Genomic DNA, 15,959 nt, shown 5'->3' on the forward strand with positions numbered 1-15,959 from the left:
GGTTCATCGACATCTTCACATTGGCAAGCTCGACACCCGTGCCATCCGGCTTAACCCGGATCTTCACGTTGTAGTCGACTACCCGCTTGACGGGCACGAGAATCTTCATGGGGGCCTTCCTTCAAGAGAAACTGGTTTCAGGAGTTTTTTGAAAAATGCGCGTTCAGGCGCCGCTTCGATTGTCGAATGGCGACATGGATACGCGTTTTTCCTCCAAATACAACGCTTGCATGACGCCGGCTGGGAATCGCCCCGGCAATATATGGACGTTTACGTACACGTCAATATATCGATCAGCGCCGGCCTCGGCCCCAGGGAAGACGCTGCTCGCTGCGGCCGCCCGTGGCGGCCGCAACGGCGCCAGCTTCATCCCTTACGGCGCGGGGCGTGACGATTTCCCGGTCGAAGAGCGGCACGCCTGGACGGCGCAAGACGAGGATCAGCAGGGCACCGACAAGGATGCCGCCGACATGGGCGCCCCAGGAAACATCGCCATCCGGCGCAATCGCCAGCATGAAGAATTGCTGTCCGATCCACAAAAGCAGCGGCACGAAGGCCGGCAGGGGCAAGGGCACACGCAGGAACACCAGCACCCAGACCCTGACGCGCGGATGCAGCATGACATAGGCGGCAACGACGCCGGAGATCGCCCCGGAAGCGCCGACCAGCGGCGCTTCCGACGTCGTCGTCAGCAGACCGTGGCAAAGGGCGCCAGCAGCCGCGCAGAGGAGGTAGAAAAGCAGGAAACGCATATGGCCCATCGCATCCTCGACATTGTCGCCGAAAACCCAGAGAAAGACCATATTGGAGGCCAGATGCCAGAAACCCGTATGGACGAAGGCATAGGTAAGATAGGTCAGCGGCTCCGGCACGATTTCCAATCCCTGTGCCAATTGCGCGTGCCCGAAGGCGATCGCCGGGATGAAGCCGAGACCGACCGTCGTCGCCTGGGCTGCCAGTTCGCTCTCCAAACTGGTGAAGAGCCAGACGGCGACGTTCAAGGTGATCAAGGCGAGAGTCACCCACTGAACCTTGATATATTTCAGCGTATTGGCATCGTGAAGTGGTATGAACATAAGGCCCCCCCGGCGATCGTGATCGCGGCAAACCTATCTGTTTTTTCCCGGAACCCAAAGCACATCCGCACGACCGCGGTCATTCGCATGACGGGCCGCGACGAAGAGGAAATCAGAGAGCCGATTGATATACTTCATCGCGGTTTCGCCGATGATCTCCCCGTCCGTGCGCGCAAGCGTGACCATCAGGCGCTCGGCCCGCCGCGCGATCGTGCGGGCCAGATGCAGATGCGCGGCAGCCGGGCTGCCGCCCGGCAGGATGAAGGATTTCAGCGGATCCAGATCGGCGTTCAGCCGGTCGATATCGCGTTCGATCCGCTCGACCTGCGTCTCGACGATCCGCAACGGCTCATAGGCCGAGGGCTCGCCGGTGTCGGGAGTGGCGAGATCGGCGCCGAGGTCGAAGAGATCGTTCTGGATCGACATCAGCATCGCGTCGAGCTCGGGCAAGCCTGTCGTGTGAAGCCGCGCCAAGCCGATCGCGGAATTGGCCTCGTCGATCGTGCCGTAGGCGGCGACGCGCAGGTCGTCCTTCATGCGCCGGGGTCCGGAAACAAGACCGGTCGTGCCGTCGTCGCCTGTTTTGGTGTAGATCTTGTTGAGTTTCACCATGTCGCACCGCTTGGCGGGAGGATTGTCGCTTCACCCCAACCTCCGTTATGCTCGGGCTTGACCCGAGCATCCACGCCGCATCGATCAGCTGCCGTGGCATGGATCCTCGGCTCAAGGCCGAGGATGACGGAGAGTGGAGTTGGCCTTTTCGCCAAACTTGATGCTGCGTGAAGAGACACCTCATCAGGCATCACGGTGTCCTCGGTCATTCCCATTCGTCATCAAAACAACCACTCCATGGTTTCCGTCAGCTCGGACGGCCGCCGCCGGTCAGCCAGAGCGTCAGCATGATCAGGACGACGGCGATCGCCTGCAACAGGACGCGAAGCTGCATCAGCTTGTTGGAAAGGTTGGCATCACCGCCCTTCATCATGTTGAAGAGGCCGCGGATCAGCACGAGGGCGACGATGCCCATGACGATGATCGCAAGGATATAGGTGGCCGTGGACATGGTATTCAACTTTCTCGATCAATCGGTCCAGCGCATCAGATTGTAGAAGAGGTCCGCCGGAAGCAGCCGCTTCAGGAGCATGCCCTGTTTAGCCGGAGTCGTTACAGGATAATGTGGCCTTGGTCTTTTCGAGTTCAATGCGTGTTTCAATACCGAATAAACCGCGTCGGGGCCAAGTTTGTGGCGGTTGACCGGCCCCAAGCCGTCAAGCCTTGCCATCTGTCTGGCATAATCGGCGGCGTGCGGCGAATTCTCGAGGCCGATGTTTTCCCTGAACTTTGCGAGCGCATTGGCGGTGAAACGCGTGGCGATCGGCCCGGGCTCGATCAGGCTCACATGGATGCCGCTGCCGTAGAGTTCCATGCGAAGGGTGATGCTGAGGCCCTCGAGGGCAAATTTCGAGGCGGTGTAGGCACCGCGATAGCGATAGGGAACCAGGCCGAGAATGGAGGAGCATTGCACGATCCGTCCGCGACCATGTTTGCGCATCGACGGAATGAGCTGTCGGGTCAATTCGTGCCAGCCGAAGAAGTTCGCCTCGAATTGCGCGCGCAGCGCCGTCGTCGACAGATCCTCGACGGCGCCAGGCTGGCCATAAGCACCGTTGTTGAAGAGCGCGTCGATGCGGCCGCCGCTGCGATCGAGGACCGCGGCTACCAGGTCGGAGATGGTGTCGGCCCTGGCATAGTCCATCGCGAAAGCTTCGATGCCGTCGGTTTCCAGTGCCGGCAGATCATCGGCCTTGCGCACTGTCGCAAAGACACGCCAGCCATCGGCTTTCAGCGCCCGGGCGCAGTAAGCGCCGATGCCGGAGGAACAGCCGGTGACGACGATTGTGCGCTGTTCCGCCATGGAATGATTCCTGTACAAAATGGGACTCGTTTCCCATATTCGGCCAGAGGATACAATCTGGAAGCCGGGGACGGAATGCGGAAGGCGCTGCGCACGATCTACGACGTGGTCTATGATGCGATCTGTCACATGGTCGAGGATGACGGCTTTGCCATGGCGAGCCACGTGGCGCTGTCGAGCCTGCTTGCGGTTTTCCCCTTCCTGATCTTCGGCACGGCGCTTGCAAGCTTCCTCGGCGCCGATCAGTTTTCCTCCACTGCCATCCACCTGATCTTCGACACCTGGCCGGAGGCGATCGCCAAGCCGCTCGCCGACCAGGTGCTCCAGGTCCTGACCATTCAGCGCGGCGGGCTGCTGACGATCTCGGTGCTGGCGGCGGCCTATTTCGCCTCAAACGGCGTCGAAGCGCTGCGCATCTCGCTCAACCGTGCCTATCGGGTGCAGGAAACGCGGCCGTGGTATTTCACTCGCCTCGCCAGCCTCGGCTATGTGCTGATTGCCGTCATCATCTTCGCGGCGATCAGCATCCTGCTGGTGGCCGTGCCATTGGCTCTCGACTATGCCCGGAAGTGGCTTCCGCTGTTTGCCGATACGCTCGACGTCGTCTTCAGCTGGCGCATCTACGGCACCCTTGTCGTGCTCACCGTCGGGCTGCTGGTCATGCATCTGTGGCTGCCGGCCGGCAAGCGGCGGGTGTTCGACGTCATTCCCGGCGTGCTGCTGACGCTGCTTCTGTGGCTCGCCGGCGCGTTGGTCTTTGCCTATTACCTTGCGACCTTCGCCAATTATACCGCGACCTATGCCGGTCTCGCCTCGGTGATGATCGTGCTGATCTTCCTCTACATGGTCGGCGTCATCTTCATCATCGGCGCAGAGATCAACGCGGCGCTGATCAAGTTCCGCGTCTTCCGGATGTTCTCGCACACACTTTCGATCGTCGGCAGAGAGCGTGTCAAACGGCAGTCAGAGCCCGACAAGGCGGCGAATATCGGCCCCTGACATGCCCTGGGCACGCAATTCGGCAAGGCCGCTGTCACCTTCGCTTTTCGAAAGCTTACGGCCATCGGTGTCGAGAATGAGACGATGGTGGTGATAGAGGGGCTGCGGCAAGCCGAGCAGCACCTGCAGCAGCCGGTGCACCGATGTGGCGTGGAAGAGGTCGAGCCCGCGTACGACATGGGTGACGCCCTGCAGCGCATCGTCGACGACCACCGAAAGATGATAGCTCGAGGGGGCATCCGAGCGAGACAGGATGACATCTCCCCAGACGTCGGGTTCGGCGGCGATCTGGCCCGTCCTGCCGTCGCCGGTTTCGGTCCAGAATAGCAGTTCGCCGATCAGGTCGAGTGCCCTACGCATATCGAGCCGCCAGGCATGTTTTTTCCCGGAGGAAAGGATATCCCGCCATTCGGCCTCGGACCGCTCGCGATCAACCGGCGGGTAATGCGGCGTGCCATCGGGGTCGCGCGGCCAGGATTGGCCGGTTGCCTCGTAGGCGGAGACACGCGCCTTCACCTCACCGCGCGTCAAGAAAGCCGGGTAGACCAGGCCGCGCTCGATCAATGCGTGGAGCGCCGCCTGATATTCCGGGAAATGTTCCGACTGGCGCCGCACCGGGCTTTCCCAATCGATAGCAAGCCAGTCGAGGTCCCTCAGGATGCCGGCCTCGAATTCGGGGGTGCAGCGCGTCTGGTCGATATCCTCGATGCGCAGCAGCAGGCGGCCATTTTCGGCCTCGGCCATATCGCGGTTCAAAAAGGCCGACAGCGCATGGCCGAGATGCAGCGATCCGTTGGGACTCGGCGCAAAACGAAAGACAGGTTTTTGACGCTCGCTCGTGGTCATGCTTTCTTCTGCCACGGATTTTGGTTTCGAACCACTGGGAGGACGCGTGCAGATCATCCGCAACGACGATGACGTCAAGCTGGGGCTCGAATCATTGCTGCGCCTCGACCCACGCCTTGTGCCGATCGCAGCGGATGCAGGGGCTGTTCCACTGCGGCTGCGCGAACCCGGTTTTGCCGGCCTCGCCCATATCATCGTCTCGCAAATGGTCTCGCGCGCCAGCGCCGAGGCGATCTGGCGGCGCATGCTGCCGGCGGACGGACCGTTGACCGCCGAAAGTTACGCGCTGCTTGCGCCTGATGCTTGGCGGGAATTCGGCCTGTCGCGCGCCAAGGCCGATACGCTGTCACGGGTTGCTGAAGCCGTTGCCGCCGGCCGCCTCGATCTTTCGGGGCTGTGTCTGAAGCCGCCGGACGAAGCGCTTGGCGAACTCACCGCCTTCAAGGGCGTCGGTCCATGGACGGCGGAGGTCTATCTGATGTTCTGCGGCGGCCACGCCGATGTCTTTCCGGCCGGCGATGTGGCGCTGCAGAATGCCGTCGGCGCTGCGCTTGGGCTTGCGGCGCGGCCGCAAACAAAGGCGCTTGCCAAGCTTTCGGAGATCTGGTCGCCGTGGCGCTCCGTAGCGGCGCGGCTTTTCTGGGCCTATTACGCCACGAGAATGCGGCGCGACATGGTGCCGATCGGCTGATCGGCCACACTCTTCAAATTGCCTTTATCCTCTGAATTTATTGGACTTCACAATCCTGTAACAACCGGCCTAATATACAGGTGCAGATGCCGAATCGATCAGGAGAGTCCCTTGACGATTGCAGTCTCCCCGCAGGCCCTGCCGGCGCTCGTCCTGAACGCTGACTACCGGCCGCTGAGTTATTATCCCTTGTCGCTCTGGTCCTGGCAGGACGCGATCAAGGCGGTCTTCCTCGACCGTGTGAATATCATCGCGGAATATGAACATTCGGTTTCCTCGCCGAGCTTTTCGATGCGGCTTCCGAGTGTCGTGTGCCTGAAGACTTACGTTCAGCCATCGCGCAATCCGGCTTTCACCCGGTTCAACGTCTTCCTACGCGACCGATTCGAGTGCCAGTATTGCGGCTCTCATGACGACCTGACTTTCGACCACGTCATCCCGCGTGCCCATGGCGGCGAGACGACCTGGGAGAATGTCGTGGCAGCCTGCTCGCCCTGCAATCTGCGCAAGGGCAGCAAGCTTCCGAAGCAGGCGGGCATGTTCCCGGCGCAGAAGCCCTATCAGCCGACGGTGCAGGATCTGCACAATAACGGCCGGCTGTTTCCGCCCAACTATCTGCATGAAAGCTGGCTCGACTATCTCTACTGGGATACCGAACTGCAGCCCTGATAGGCTCGCTCACGCAGATTTGCGGACGCCGACGAAGGCGAAAGCTGCGAGCAGAATGCCGGCGATCACGTTCCAGCCTGCAAAAGACAGGCCAAGCACTCTGAGCGCCGCATCGGTGCAGGATGGGCCTTTGATCGTATTAAGCTCGGTGAGCAGATCGCCGGCATTGCTCGTCATGCTGTTTGCGGTCGTCGAGCAGGTCGCCGGTCCCGGCCAGAAATGCCATTCCACACCGGCGTGATAGACGCCCATGCCGGCCGTCACCAACATCAGGATGCCGGCCGCGAGCAGCATTGCGCGGGAAATCCAGTTCGGCAGACCGGCAAGCTCGCAGATGGCAGCGAGAATGGCGATCGGAATGGCATAATAATAGGGCTGGCGCTGCAGCAGGCAGAGTGCGCAGGGAATGTAGCCGCCGATATATTGGAAGCCGAGCGCCGTGCCGACTGCTGCCGCCATGCCGATGGCGAGCAGCAGGGAATAGGTAAAGCCGGGCCGGGCGAGCGGCGAGGAAATGGTCGTCATGGCGGAACTCCGCAACGTTGGCTCAGTGGGCAAGCAGTTTATACGCGATTCCAAGTGTGATGAGGACGCCGGCACCAATGCCGACGATCTGACCAAGGCGCTTTTCGACGAAGTGGCGGATCGACTCGCCATATCGACGAAGCAGCCACGCCAAAAGCAGGAACCGAGCACCGCGAGCTATGATGGCGGAAATGACGAAGAAGCCTAGATTCATGCCAATGACGCCAGCCAGAATGGTCACGACCTTAATCGGCGGAAGGTGCGCTAAGCCGGAAGTCACCAGCAATAGTAACAGGATTTCCCATTCGCCGTGAATTGCGCTTCGCCATTGCTCGAATTCATCGAATTTGCTGTAGAACTCAAAAATTGGTCTGGCGATTGCGTCATAGGCGTAATATCCGAGCGCCCAGCCGGCGATGCCGCCGAGCACGGAGGCGACGGTCGCAATCAGCGCATAGCGGTAGGAGCGTTCCGGCTTGGCAAGCGCCATTGGCAGGAAAAGCACGTCGGCGGGAACGAGAAAGACGGAGCTTTCGACGAAGGCGATGACGGCGAGCCAGACTTCGGCCGATTTGCGCGAGGCCAGAGACATGGTCCAGTCGTAAAGTCTGCGAAGCATTCCATTCCTTTCCTATTGCGGTGCGAAAAGCTTTAGGGGTCGTATGCGGCGCTGTAAATGCTTGCCCGTGTCCTTCGTGCCACCGCCGTCTAAAAATTTTGTGATGCGGAGGCGTCGCCGCCTTTCCCAAGATTTCATGTGATTGCGAATCGGCCATTCTGCGGCAAGGTTTACGTGGTCGACGTGCAGGGTGGAATGAGAATGTTCAAAGTGATCGAAGGCGGCCTTGGGCGGGCCGTGCAAATAAATGACCGGGCCGAAGCGGGTTCGGGACCGAGCCGGGAAGATGTGCGCCAGGAAGCGAACCGGCGGCTCAAGGAAAGTGGTTATCACCCGTCCCGCATTCGGGAATTTGCCACCGGCGTGCCGATGCTGGCCTCCCTGAAATACCTGTCGCTGCAGATCGATTTCGCAGCCGAGACCTTGTCGCGGCTCGACCCGATCCCGGACGATTTCCGCTCTGACGGCTATTGGCCAGCGGGTTGAGACGAGCGCCGCGCCCTCAGGACAGATCCATCGACTTTTCCCATTGCTGACGCAGGACGTTCATTTCCGTGCGTTTTTGCGCCATTTCGCTGACGATGGCGCGCAAGTTGGGATGATGCGACATGAACATATTGAAATCGCGCCGCTCGAGCACCTCGAACTGACAGAAGTCGACGGCGATGACGTCTGCCGTGCGCCTTCCGCCGCTCAGCAACGCCATTTCCCCGAAGAAGGCGCCCGGTTCCAGGCGGATCGCGCCGCTGGCGAGACGCACTTCGACCGCACCTGAGGAGATGAAATACATGCTGTCGCCGCGATCGCCGCGACGGATGACACGTTCGCCTGGTGGAGCCGACTTCGCCTTGAAGAGCAGCAGCAGCTCTTCCTGCGCATCCTCCCCGACCTGAGAGAACAGCGGAAAGGTTTCGATCAGCTGCTGCATCTTCAGCTGATGCTGGCGTTCGCGTTCCTCGCCGAGCGCCCTGATCTTTTCTAGTTCTTTGCCGAGCGTCTTCTGCCTCTTTCTGCCGAAACTTTCGAAGAGGGAGGGCCATTGCGCATGGATATATTTCTTCAGGCCCTCGGTTGCGACGATCACGATCGGGTTGAGTGTGATCGACAGGATCGCTGCGGCAAGGATCAGATCCTGGCCTTCATGTGGCAGAAGCCCGAGCGAGACGCCGAGGCCGGCGAGGATGAACGAAAATTCGCCGATCTGGGCAAGGCCGCCGGCCAAGGTCAGCCCCATGCCGATCGGATATCGCAGCAGCATGACGATGGCAAAAGTGATGACGGCCTTGCCGAGAATGACAAGCGCCAGAGCGCCGATCACGGCCAGCGGCTGGCGAACCAGGATCGAGGGGTCGAAGAGCATGCCGACCGAGACGAAGAACAGCACGGAGAAGGCGTTCTGCAAGGGCAGTGAATCGGCCGCTGCTCTGTGGCTGAGCTGGGATTCGCTCATGACGACGCCGGCGAAAAAGGCGCCGAGTGCAAAGGAGACGCCGAAAATCGCGGCCGAGCCGAAGGCGATGCCGAGCGCGATCGCCAGCACCGTCAGCGTGAAGAGTTCGCGCGAGCCGGTGCGGGCGATCATCGTCAGCAGCCAGGGCACGATACGGGGGCCAAGGAAGATCGCCATGGCGGCGAAGGCCAGCACCTTGAACAAGGTCAGTCCAATCGTCAGCACCAGCGGCAGCTCACCGAGGCCGTGATTGGTATCGAGGGCGTGGCCGCCGAGAAGCTCTGCCAGCGCCGGCAGCAGCACCAGCGCCAGCACCATCACCAGATCCTCGACGATCAGCCAGCCGACGGCGACGCGCCCGCTCGGCGCATTGACGAGATTGCGTTCCTCCAGCGCCTTCAGGAGCACGACCGTACTCGCAACCGAGAGGCTGAGCCCGAAGACGACACCGGCGCCGAGGCTCCAGCCCCAGAGCATGCAGAGGCCGATGCCCAGCAGAGTGGCCAGGATAATTCGGCCGATCGCGCCCGGCACGGCGATCCCGCGTACGGCAAGCAGGTCGGAAGCGGAAAAATGCAGGCCGACACCGAACATCAGCAGGATGACGCCCATTTCGGCAAGCTGACCGGCAAGGGCGGTATCGGCGACGAAGCCTGGCGTGAGCGGCCCGATCAGGATGCCGGCCATCAGATAGCCGACGAGCGGCGGCAGCCGCAGCCGGTCGGCGCCATAACCGAGGACCGCCGCGAAAACAAAACTGACGGCGACCGTCGCAATGAGTCCCACTTCCTGATGCACGTCTGCCCTCGCCTGATGGTAACGGCCGCCACCTTGGACGAAGCGCAAGCAAAATTAAACAGTTGATTTGCGTTTTGCGGCTGCTCTGGGAGGTGTCGGCTTGGTCGCGAACAATAAATTCCCCGTCCATTCGAGAATGACAGGGTTGCCGCTGATGTCGGAACCACTTCCCTTTTGCTTCGTTGGCCCTTTAGACAAGGAGAAACGACATGAGAAAGATCATTCTGAACTGTGCCGTGACGGCCCTTGCCGCCTGCTCGTTCGCAGCGCCTGTTCTCGCCGACAGCGTCTATGTCAGGGAGCGTTCCTATGACGATGACTATCGTTACGAGCGGGTGCGGCCCGGCATCACCATCAGCGAGCGCGGCGTGACCTTCGGCGTGCGCGAACGCGAGCATCGCCGCTATCGACATGATGGCTGCGAAACCAGGAGCGTCACCCGTCAGACCGATGAAGGCGAAGTTACCAGGACGGTTAGGCGCTGCTATTGACGAAAATTCGCGACAAAGACGAAGCCCGGCTCACAAGAGCCGGGTTTTCGCCTTTCGCGTGGCACGCACGCGTAATGCGGTGGTGGAAGTGATCAGGCGGTGTTATGAGCACCCTTTCGTTCGAAGCGCATTTTCGGCGCACAGAACCCCGCACAGGAATTTTTCAGTATGATTGAGCTTACCCCATCCCAGATCGTTGCACTCAAACTCGCCAAGGCCGGAGATCTCTATCCTCAGCCGGCGAATAAATGGACGCATCAGAACGCGACGGTGACCTACGCAAAGACCGACCGCTGGAAAGAGCGGCCGCAGAAGGTGAAATCGGTCACGGCTAAGACGCTGGGCGAGTTGAAAGAGCCGGGCTTCCTTGAGCGGCGTCACCTCGACGATGATGCGTCAAAAGATGTCTACGGCATCACGATGGCCGGCAAGATGTGGCTGCTGAAGAACAAGTAGTTTTGGGCAGATGTGAATTCGTTCCGTGCTTCCGCGTCAGCTTGATGATGCGAAGGCGCGACACGATTGTATTCGGGATGATGGTGCCGCTAAGCGGAGCATCATCGAACCAGTCCGCCTTCGTTCCTGACGGAACTACGGCGCGACAGCCTCCGCTTGGCTTCTCTCTTCGGCTCGCCGAGCCGAAGCTCTTAGAGCGGAGGCTGGTGCCCCATGCCGGGGTCGAACCAGCACTTCTTTCGAAACTCGATTTTGAGTCGAGCGCGTCTACCAATTCCGCCAATGGGGCAACGGATACGGACGGGCGGCTGTCTAACATGCGAGCGCCCGCGCGCGCAAGACGGGCCGGCGAAGTTATCGCAATGAAGCGTTTGGAGGATCCGGCCTGGTTTCGAGGCCGGATCCTGTTTCATATCAGTGGGCGACGGCGGGTGCCGGGTTGGTCAGGCCGGACTTCTTCAGCGTGATCGCCAGGATCGAAGCCAAGAGGCAGAAGGCGCCGGCGACGAAGAAGGCGGGCAGATAGCTTGACAGCTCCGTGCGCGACAGGCCGGCGCCATAGGCGGCGGTGGCGGCGCCCAGCTGATGGCCGGCAAAGACCCAGCCGAAGACGAGGCCGGCCTTTTCGCGGCCGAACCGGTCGGCGGCAATCTTGACGGTCGGCGGCACGGTGGCGATCCAGTCGAGACCGTAGAAGATCGCGAAGATCGAGAGCCCGTAAAAGCTGAAATCGCTGAAGGGCAGATAAAGCAGCGAGAGACCGCGCAGGCCGTAATACCAGAACAGCAGCCAACGATTGTCGAAGCGGTCGGAGAGCCAGCCGGAGCCGATGGTGCCGAAGAAATCGAAGATGCCCATGACGGCAAGCACGCTGGCGGCTGCTACCGGCACGATCCCGAAATCGCCGCACAGGGTGACGAAATGCGTCTGGATCAGGCCGTTGGTGCTGAGGCCGCAGATGAAGAAGGTGGCAAACAGGATCCAGAAAGTCGAGGTCGTCGAGATTTCGCGGAGCGTGGTGATCGGCGTCATCAGCGCAGTGCCGAGTGTCGTGCGGGTCGGCGCAGGCGCGACATGGGCTTCTCCCAATAATGGCAGGTTCACGTCGGAGGGGCGGTCGCGCATGAAGAGAAGGACGAGAAGGGCCGCCGCCATGATCATGGCGCAGACGAAAAATACGGTGGCGCGCCAGCCGTAACGTTCGGTGAGTTCTGCCATCAACGGCAGGAAGACAAGCTGGCCGGTTGCCGAACTTGCCGAGAGCATGCCGACGACAAGGCCGCGGTGCTTGACGAACCAGCGCGTCGAAACCGTTGCCGCCAGCACCATGGCCGTCAGGCCGGTGCCGAAGCCGACGACGATGCCCCACAGTGCCAGCAGATGCCAAAGCTTGGTCATGAACAGCGAGCCGATGAAGCCTGAGCCGATCAGCGCCATTGCAAAGACGATGACCTTTCGCACGCCGAAATAATTCATGAAGGCAGCGGCGAACGGGCCCATGAAACCGAAAAGAAGCAAGCGAATCGCTAGTGCGGAGGATATCTGCGACGTTTCCCAGCCGAACTCGTCCTGGAGCGGCTTGATGAGGACGCCGGGGGCGCCCATGGCGCCTGCCGTCACCAGCATGGTCAGGAAGGTCGCGGCAACGACGACCCAACCGTAATGAATGTTGCGCCGCGCAAGGGAGGAGGCAAGAACTGCTGAAACCATGAGGGGATTCCATTCGAATTCAGGTGGGGGAAGATAAAGAGCCGATTTACATGATTGGCATCATATTTCTTGCTTATTGATGATGGACATCATATATTTTGTCAAGCGACGATTTCTGGAGATGAAGATGCGGGTCAGCCGCGAAAAATTTGCCGAGAACCGCGAGAAGATCCTCAGTGTTGCCGGCGTGCTCTTTCGCGAGAACGGTTTCGACGGCGTCGGCGTCGCCGATATCATGAAGGCGGCGGGGCTGACGCATGGCGGCTTCTACGGCCACTTCGGTTCGAAGGACGAGTTGGCGCTTGAGGTCAGCCGCAAGCTGATCGACAAGGTCCAGACGCGCTGGAAGGAGCATATTGCCGAGTCTCCCGACCGGCCGCTGCAGGCACTTCTCGACCATTATATTCACTGGCGCACGGTTGACGATCCGGGCGGCAGCTGTGTTTTCGCGACCTTGATTCAGGAGGTGAGCCGCAGCCGCGGCGCGATGCGCGCCGTCTTCAGCGACGGGCTGTCCGTATTGGTTGATACACTTGCCGGTATCGTTCCTGGAAAGACCGAGGAGGAGCGTCGCGCCAATGCAGCGACGACGCTCTCATCGATGATGGGAGCCGTTATTCTTGCCCGCGCCGTCGAGGACCGGGCGCTTGCCGAGCAGTTTCTGGTGACGATGCGCCGGCAGCTCGATCCCGGCAGCCGAGCATAAGCCCGAGCGCGGAAGCCGATGTTCCGACCCCTCCACGCCAGGCGGGAGAGGGAGTTTTCCTTTACAGGTCGGCCGATCGAGATGCCGGCGGCTATTTAAAGCCGGCGATGGCGTGCGGGATGTAGGGCGCTTCGAGTGCCGCGATTTCCTCGGCGGTGAGTTTGACCGATAGCGAGCCAACGGCGTCCGTCAGGTGGTTCGGTTTGGATGCACCGATGATCGGCGCGGTCACCACGCTCTTCTGCAGGATCCAGGCGGTGGCGACCTGGGCGCGGGAAATGCCGCGGGCTCCGGCGATTTCGGCGACGGCATCGACGATGTTGCGGTCGGCATCGATGGACTGCGTGTAGAGCGTCTTGCCGAATTCGTCGGTTTCGCTGCGCGCCGTCGTTTCGTCCCAATCGCGGGTCAGGCGGCCGCGGGCCAGCGGGCTCCAGGGAATGACGGCGATCTTCTGGTCTTCACAGAAGGGCAGCATTTCGCGCTCTTCCTCGCGGTAGAGCAGGTTCAGGTGGTTCTGCATACTGACGAACTCGGTCCAGCCGTTCAGCCGGGAGACATAGAGCGCCTTGGCGAATTGCCAAGCATACATGGATGAGGCGCCGATATAACGCGCCTTGCCCGATTTGACGACGTCATGCAGTGCTTCCAGCGTTTCCTCGATCGGCGTCGTATAGTCGAAACGATGGATCTGGTAGAGGTCGACATAGTCGGTGCCGAGGCGGCGCAGGCTATTGTCGATCTCGTCGAAGATCGCTTTGCGCGACAGACCGGCGCCATTCGGGCCCGGCCGCATGCGATTGAACACCTTGGTCGCCAACACGATGTCCTCGCGTTTGGCGAAGTCTTTGATGGCACGGCCGACGATCTCCTCCGAGGAGCCGTTGGAATAGGTGTTGGCGGTGTCGAGGAAATTGATGCCGAGGTCGATCGCCTGCTTGATCATCGTCCGGCTTTCCTCTTCCCGCAGGCTCCAGGCATGATTGCCGCGGCCGGGATCACCGAAGGTCATACAGCCCAGGCAGATTTTCGAGACTTCGAGCCCGGTCTTTCCGAATTTGACGTATTCCATGAAACGCTCCAAGACTTGAGATAACCCCGCGCGGCGTTTCATGATCTAGTGCGCAACCGCCAAAGTCGCAGGGGCTGAATGAACAATCTGCGGACTACGCGTACTATGGTGCGTGATCTGCGGTTTTTCTCTGCAGCTTGCGCATCCGCGCCGCAAGGTGTTAGCTGCTGCAGCATTTCACCGGAATTCGACTATGCGACTGCCGTCACACGATCGTTACGACGATCTCTATCGCGATTTCTCCTGGCGGATTCCGGAGGATTTCAATATCGGCCGCGCGGTTAGCGACGATTGGGCCGCGAAAGATCCTGAGCGCGTCTGCCTTGAGCATTTCGACCCGGATGGCGAGCATCTTTCGCTGACTTACGGCGAGCTTTCCGGTTGCTCCTCCATGTTCGCCAATGCACTGGCTTCGCTCGACATCCAGCGAGGCGATCGCGTCGCCCTGCTGATGCCTCAGTCCTTCGAAACTGTGGTCGCTCATGTCGCGATCTATAAAATGGGTGCAATCGCCTTGCCGCTAGCGCTGCTCTTCGGCGTCGATGCGCTCGAATATAGGCTGAGGACTTCGGGTGCGGCGGCAATCATCACCAATGATTTCGGCCTCGATCGTATCCGGCAAATTCGCGATCGGCTACCGGAGCTCAGACATGTGATCAGCCTCGATAATGCGCCGGACGCTCTTTCCTTTGCCGATCTGATCGTGTCGTATGAGCCCTTCTTCAAGGGAGAAAAGACGACTCCCGACGACCCGGCGCTGATGATCTTTACGTCAGGCACGACGGGGCCGCCCAAGGGCGCGCTGCACGGCCACCGCGTTCTGCCCGGCCATATCCCCGGCATGCAGTTCGCCCACGAGGGTTTTCCGAAAGTGGGCGACAAGGTCTGGACGCCGTCCGACTGGGCCTGGGCGGGTGGTTTGCTGAATGCGCTGTTGCCAAGCCTTCTTCTCGGGATTCCGGTCGTCTCGTCGCCGGCGCAGAAATTCGATCCCCATATGGCTTTTCGGATCATGGCGGAGATGGATGTGCGCAACGCTTTCATTCCGCCGACAGCGCTCAGGCTGATGCGATCCGTTTCTGATCCGCGCTCGAAGTATGATCTGGTGCTGCGGACCATCGGCTCGGCCGGCGAAGCGCTCGGCCGTGAGACCTATGAATGGGCGCGGCGCGTGCTCGGGATCACCGTCAATGAATTCTACGGCCAGACGGAGTGCAATTTCGTGCTCTCGTCGAGCGCTGCCTATGGCGTGACCAAGGCCGGCGCCATAGGCCGGGCGGTGCCGGGACATCGCGTCGCGATCATCAACGATGCGGGCGACGAAGTGCCGGCAGGCGAATCCGGTCAGATCGCCATCGCCAGTCCCGATCCCGTCATGTTCCTCGGTTATTGGAACGATCAGGCAGCGACAGAGAAAAAATTCGTCAAGGGCTGGCTGCTTACCGGCGATATCGGCCGGCAGGACGAAGACGGCTACGTCACCTTCGAGGGCCGCGACGACGACGTCATCACATCCTCCGGATATCGCATCGGCCCGGCCGAGATCGAGGATTGCCTGATCGGCCACCCCGCCGTGCAGCTTGCCGCGGCCGTCGGCAAACCCGATGCGGTGCGCACCGAGATCGTCAAGGCCTATATCGTGCTGTCACCCGGCCATTCGCCGAACGAGGCGCTGGCGGCCGAAATCAGCGAATGGGTGAAGATGCGGCTTTCGATGCACGAATATCCGCGCGAGGTGGAGTTCGTCGAATCATTGCCGCTGACGACAACCGGCAAGGTCATCCGCCGGCTGCTGCGGGAGAAAGCTGCAGCGGAAGGCTCTAACTGTGGAGCCTCAACAGGTTGTCCTGGGTAAGAGCGAGTCTGCTGATTGGTGGTTTTGAATTTAGGCTTCCGTGAGGCCTGTGCCAATTGTAGCGATGGAGCCATCGTGGCA

Annotated in this window: 18 protein-coding genes, 1 tRNA gene and 2 pseudogenes; 8 read left to right on the forward strand and 13 right to left on the reverse strand. The window is 60.7% G+C overall.

What is annotated here, in order from left to right:
* The 5 genes and pseudogenes from QWJ46_RS30060 to QWJ46_RS30080 form a co-directional block, all read right to left on the reverse strand.
* Positions 1-109: pseudogene (locus QWJ46_RS30060) on the reverse strand (electron transfer flavoprotein subunit beta/FixA family protein); the annotation flags it as partial.
* Between the two features lie 184 nt (positions 110-293).
* On the reverse strand, positions 294-1,076 hold the full coding sequence (locus tag QWJ46_RS30065; RefSeq protein ID WP_302756147.1) for a rhomboid family intramembrane serine protease: 783 nt from the start codon (positions 1,074-1,076) through the stop codon (positions 294-296).
* Positions 1,077-1,109: 33 nt separating this feature from the next.
* Positions 1,110-1,688: a cob(I)yrinic acid a,c-diamide adenosyltransferase gene (locus QWJ46_RS30070; protein ID WP_302756149.1), complete on the reverse strand. Its 579-nt coding sequence runs from the start codon at positions 1,686-1,688 to the stop codon at positions 1,110-1,112.
* 247 nt (positions 1,689-1,935) lie between these two features.
* On the reverse strand, positions 1,936-2,139 hold the full coding sequence (locus QWJ46_RS30075) for a twin transmembrane helix small protein (protein ID WP_184460161.1): 204 nt from the start codon (positions 2,137-2,139) through the stop codon (positions 1,936-1,938).
* Between the two features lie 18 nt (positions 2,140-2,157).
* A complete protein-coding gene (locus QWJ46_RS30080; RefSeq protein ID WP_302756152.1) occupies positions 2,158-2,991 on the reverse strand; it encodes an SDR family oxidoreductase in 834 nt (277 codons plus the stop codon).
* A 75-nt stretch (positions 2,992-3,066) separates the two neighbouring features.
* Here QWJ46_RS30080 and QWJ46_RS30085 point away from each other — a divergent pair, with 75 nt between their 5' ends.
* Positions 3,067-3,990 carry a YihY/virulence factor BrkB family protein gene (locus QWJ46_RS30085; protein WP_302756154.1) on the forward strand — a complete coding sequence of 308 codons (924 nt, stop codon included), beginning with the start codon at positions 3,067-3,069 and terminating at the stop codon, positions 3,988-3,990.
* On the opposite strand, the gene gluQRS is transcribed toward QWJ46_RS30085, so the two are convergent.
* A complete protein-coding gene (gene gluQRS, locus QWJ46_RS30090) occupies positions 3,955-4,836 on the reverse strand; it encodes a tRNA glutamyl-Q(34) synthetase GluQRS (RefSeq protein WP_184460164.1) in 882 nt (293 codons plus the stop codon). The genes QWJ46_RS30085 and gluQRS overlap by 36 nt on opposite strands.
* Here gluQRS and QWJ46_RS30095 point away from each other — a divergent pair.
* Together QWJ46_RS30095 and QWJ46_RS30100 are read left to right on the forward strand one after the other, a co-directional pair.
* Positions 4,835-5,527, forward strand: coding sequence for a DNA-3-methyladenine glycosylase (locus QWJ46_RS30095; protein WP_302756156.1), 693 nt, complete (start codon positions 4,835-4,837; stop codon positions 5,525-5,527). The genes gluQRS and QWJ46_RS30095 overlap by 2 nt on opposite strands.
* Positions 5,528-5,638: 111 nt before the next feature.
* On the forward strand, positions 5,639-6,196 hold the full coding sequence (locus QWJ46_RS30100) for an HNH endonuclease (protein WP_064710619.1): 558 nt from the start codon (positions 5,639-5,641) through the stop codon (positions 6,194-6,196).
* A 9-nt stretch (positions 6,197-6,205) separates the two neighbouring features.
* Here QWJ46_RS30100 and QWJ46_RS30105 read toward each other — a convergent pair whose 3' ends face one another.
* On the reverse strand, positions 6,206-6,721 hold the full coding sequence (locus tag QWJ46_RS30105) for a disulfide bond formation protein B (protein ID WP_302756163.1): 516 nt from the start codon (positions 6,719-6,721) through the stop codon (positions 6,206-6,208).
* Between the two features lie 22 nt (positions 6,722-6,743).
* A complete protein-coding gene (locus tag QWJ46_RS30110) occupies positions 6,744-7,340 on the reverse strand; it encodes a YqaA family protein (RefSeq protein WP_302756165.1) in 597 nt (198 codons plus the stop codon).
* Positions 7,341-7,535: 195 nt separating this feature from the next.
* Here QWJ46_RS30110 and QWJ46_RS30115 point away from each other — a divergent pair, with 195 nt between their 5' ends.
* The gene (locus QWJ46_RS30115) at positions 7,536-7,826 is read left to right on the forward strand and encodes a hypothetical protein (protein ID WP_302756176.1); all 291 of its coding nucleotides are present in this window, start codon (positions 7,536-7,538) and stop codon (positions 7,824-7,826) included.
* Positions 7,827-7,842: 16 nt separating this feature from the next.
* Here QWJ46_RS30115 and QWJ46_RS30120 read toward each other — a convergent pair whose 3' ends face one another.
* Positions 7,843-9,588 carry a cation:proton antiporter gene (locus QWJ46_RS30120; RefSeq protein ID WP_302756167.1) on the reverse strand — a complete coding sequence of 582 codons (1,746 nt, stop codon included), beginning with the start codon at positions 9,586-9,588 and terminating at the stop codon, positions 7,843-7,845.
* 209 nt (positions 9,589-9,797) lie between these two features.
* Between QWJ46_RS30120 and QWJ46_RS30125 the strand changes: the two genes are divergently transcribed.
* Both QWJ46_RS30125 and QWJ46_RS30130 read left to right on the forward strand, forming a co-directional pair.
* Entirely contained in the window at positions 9,798-10,079 is a 282-nt protein-coding gene (locus QWJ46_RS30125; RefSeq protein WP_088397018.1) for a hypothetical protein, read from the forward strand.
* Between the two features lie 168 nt (positions 10,080-10,247).
* Positions 10,248-10,535 carry a hypothetical protein gene (locus QWJ46_RS30130; protein ID WP_064697599.1) on the forward strand — a complete coding sequence of 96 codons (288 nt, stop codon included), beginning with the start codon at positions 10,248-10,250 and terminating at the stop codon, positions 10,533-10,535.
* A gap of 204 nt (positions 10,536-10,739) precedes the next feature.
* Here QWJ46_RS30130 and QWJ46_RS30135 read toward each other — a convergent pair.
* Positions 10,740-10,824, reverse strand: a tRNA-Leu gene (locus QWJ46_RS30135).
* Positions 10,825-10,949: 125 nt separating this feature from the next.
* Positions 10,950-12,245, reverse strand: coding sequence for an MFS transporter (locus QWJ46_RS30140; RefSeq protein WP_302756171.1), 1,296 nt, complete (start codon positions 12,243-12,245; stop codon positions 10,950-10,952).
* Positions 12,246-12,372: 127 nt separating this feature from the next.
* Between QWJ46_RS30140 and QWJ46_RS30145 the strand changes: the two genes are divergently transcribed.
* Positions 12,373-12,951: a TetR/AcrR family transcriptional regulator gene (locus QWJ46_RS30145; protein ID WP_302756172.1), complete on the forward strand. Its 579-nt coding sequence runs from the start codon at positions 12,373-12,375 to the stop codon at positions 12,949-12,951.
* Between the two features lie 91 nt (positions 12,952-13,042).
* Here QWJ46_RS30145 and QWJ46_RS30150 read toward each other — a convergent pair whose 3' ends face one another.
* A complete protein-coding gene (locus QWJ46_RS30150; RefSeq protein WP_302756173.1) occupies positions 13,043-14,023 on the reverse strand; it encodes an aldo/keto reductase in 981 nt (326 codons plus the stop codon).
* Positions 14,024-14,216: 193 nt separating this feature from the next.
* Here QWJ46_RS30150 and QWJ46_RS30155 point away from each other — a divergent pair, with 193 nt between their 5' ends.
* A complete protein-coding gene (locus QWJ46_RS30155; RefSeq protein WP_302756175.1) occupies positions 14,217-15,878 on the forward strand; it encodes an AMP-binding protein in 1,662 nt (553 codons plus the stop codon).
* On the opposite strand, the pseudogene QWJ46_RS30160 reads toward QWJ46_RS30155, so the two are convergent.
* Positions 15,844-15,959: pseudogene (locus QWJ46_RS30160) on the reverse strand (IS481 family transposase); the annotation flags it as partial. The gene QWJ46_RS30155 and the pseudogene QWJ46_RS30160 overlap by 35 nt on opposite strands.

The organism is Rhizobium sp. CBN3, from assembly GCF_030518245.1.
Classification (GTDB): Bacteria; Pseudomonadota; Alphaproteobacteria; order Rhizobiales; family Rhizobiaceae; genus Rhizobium; species Rhizobium aethiopicum_A.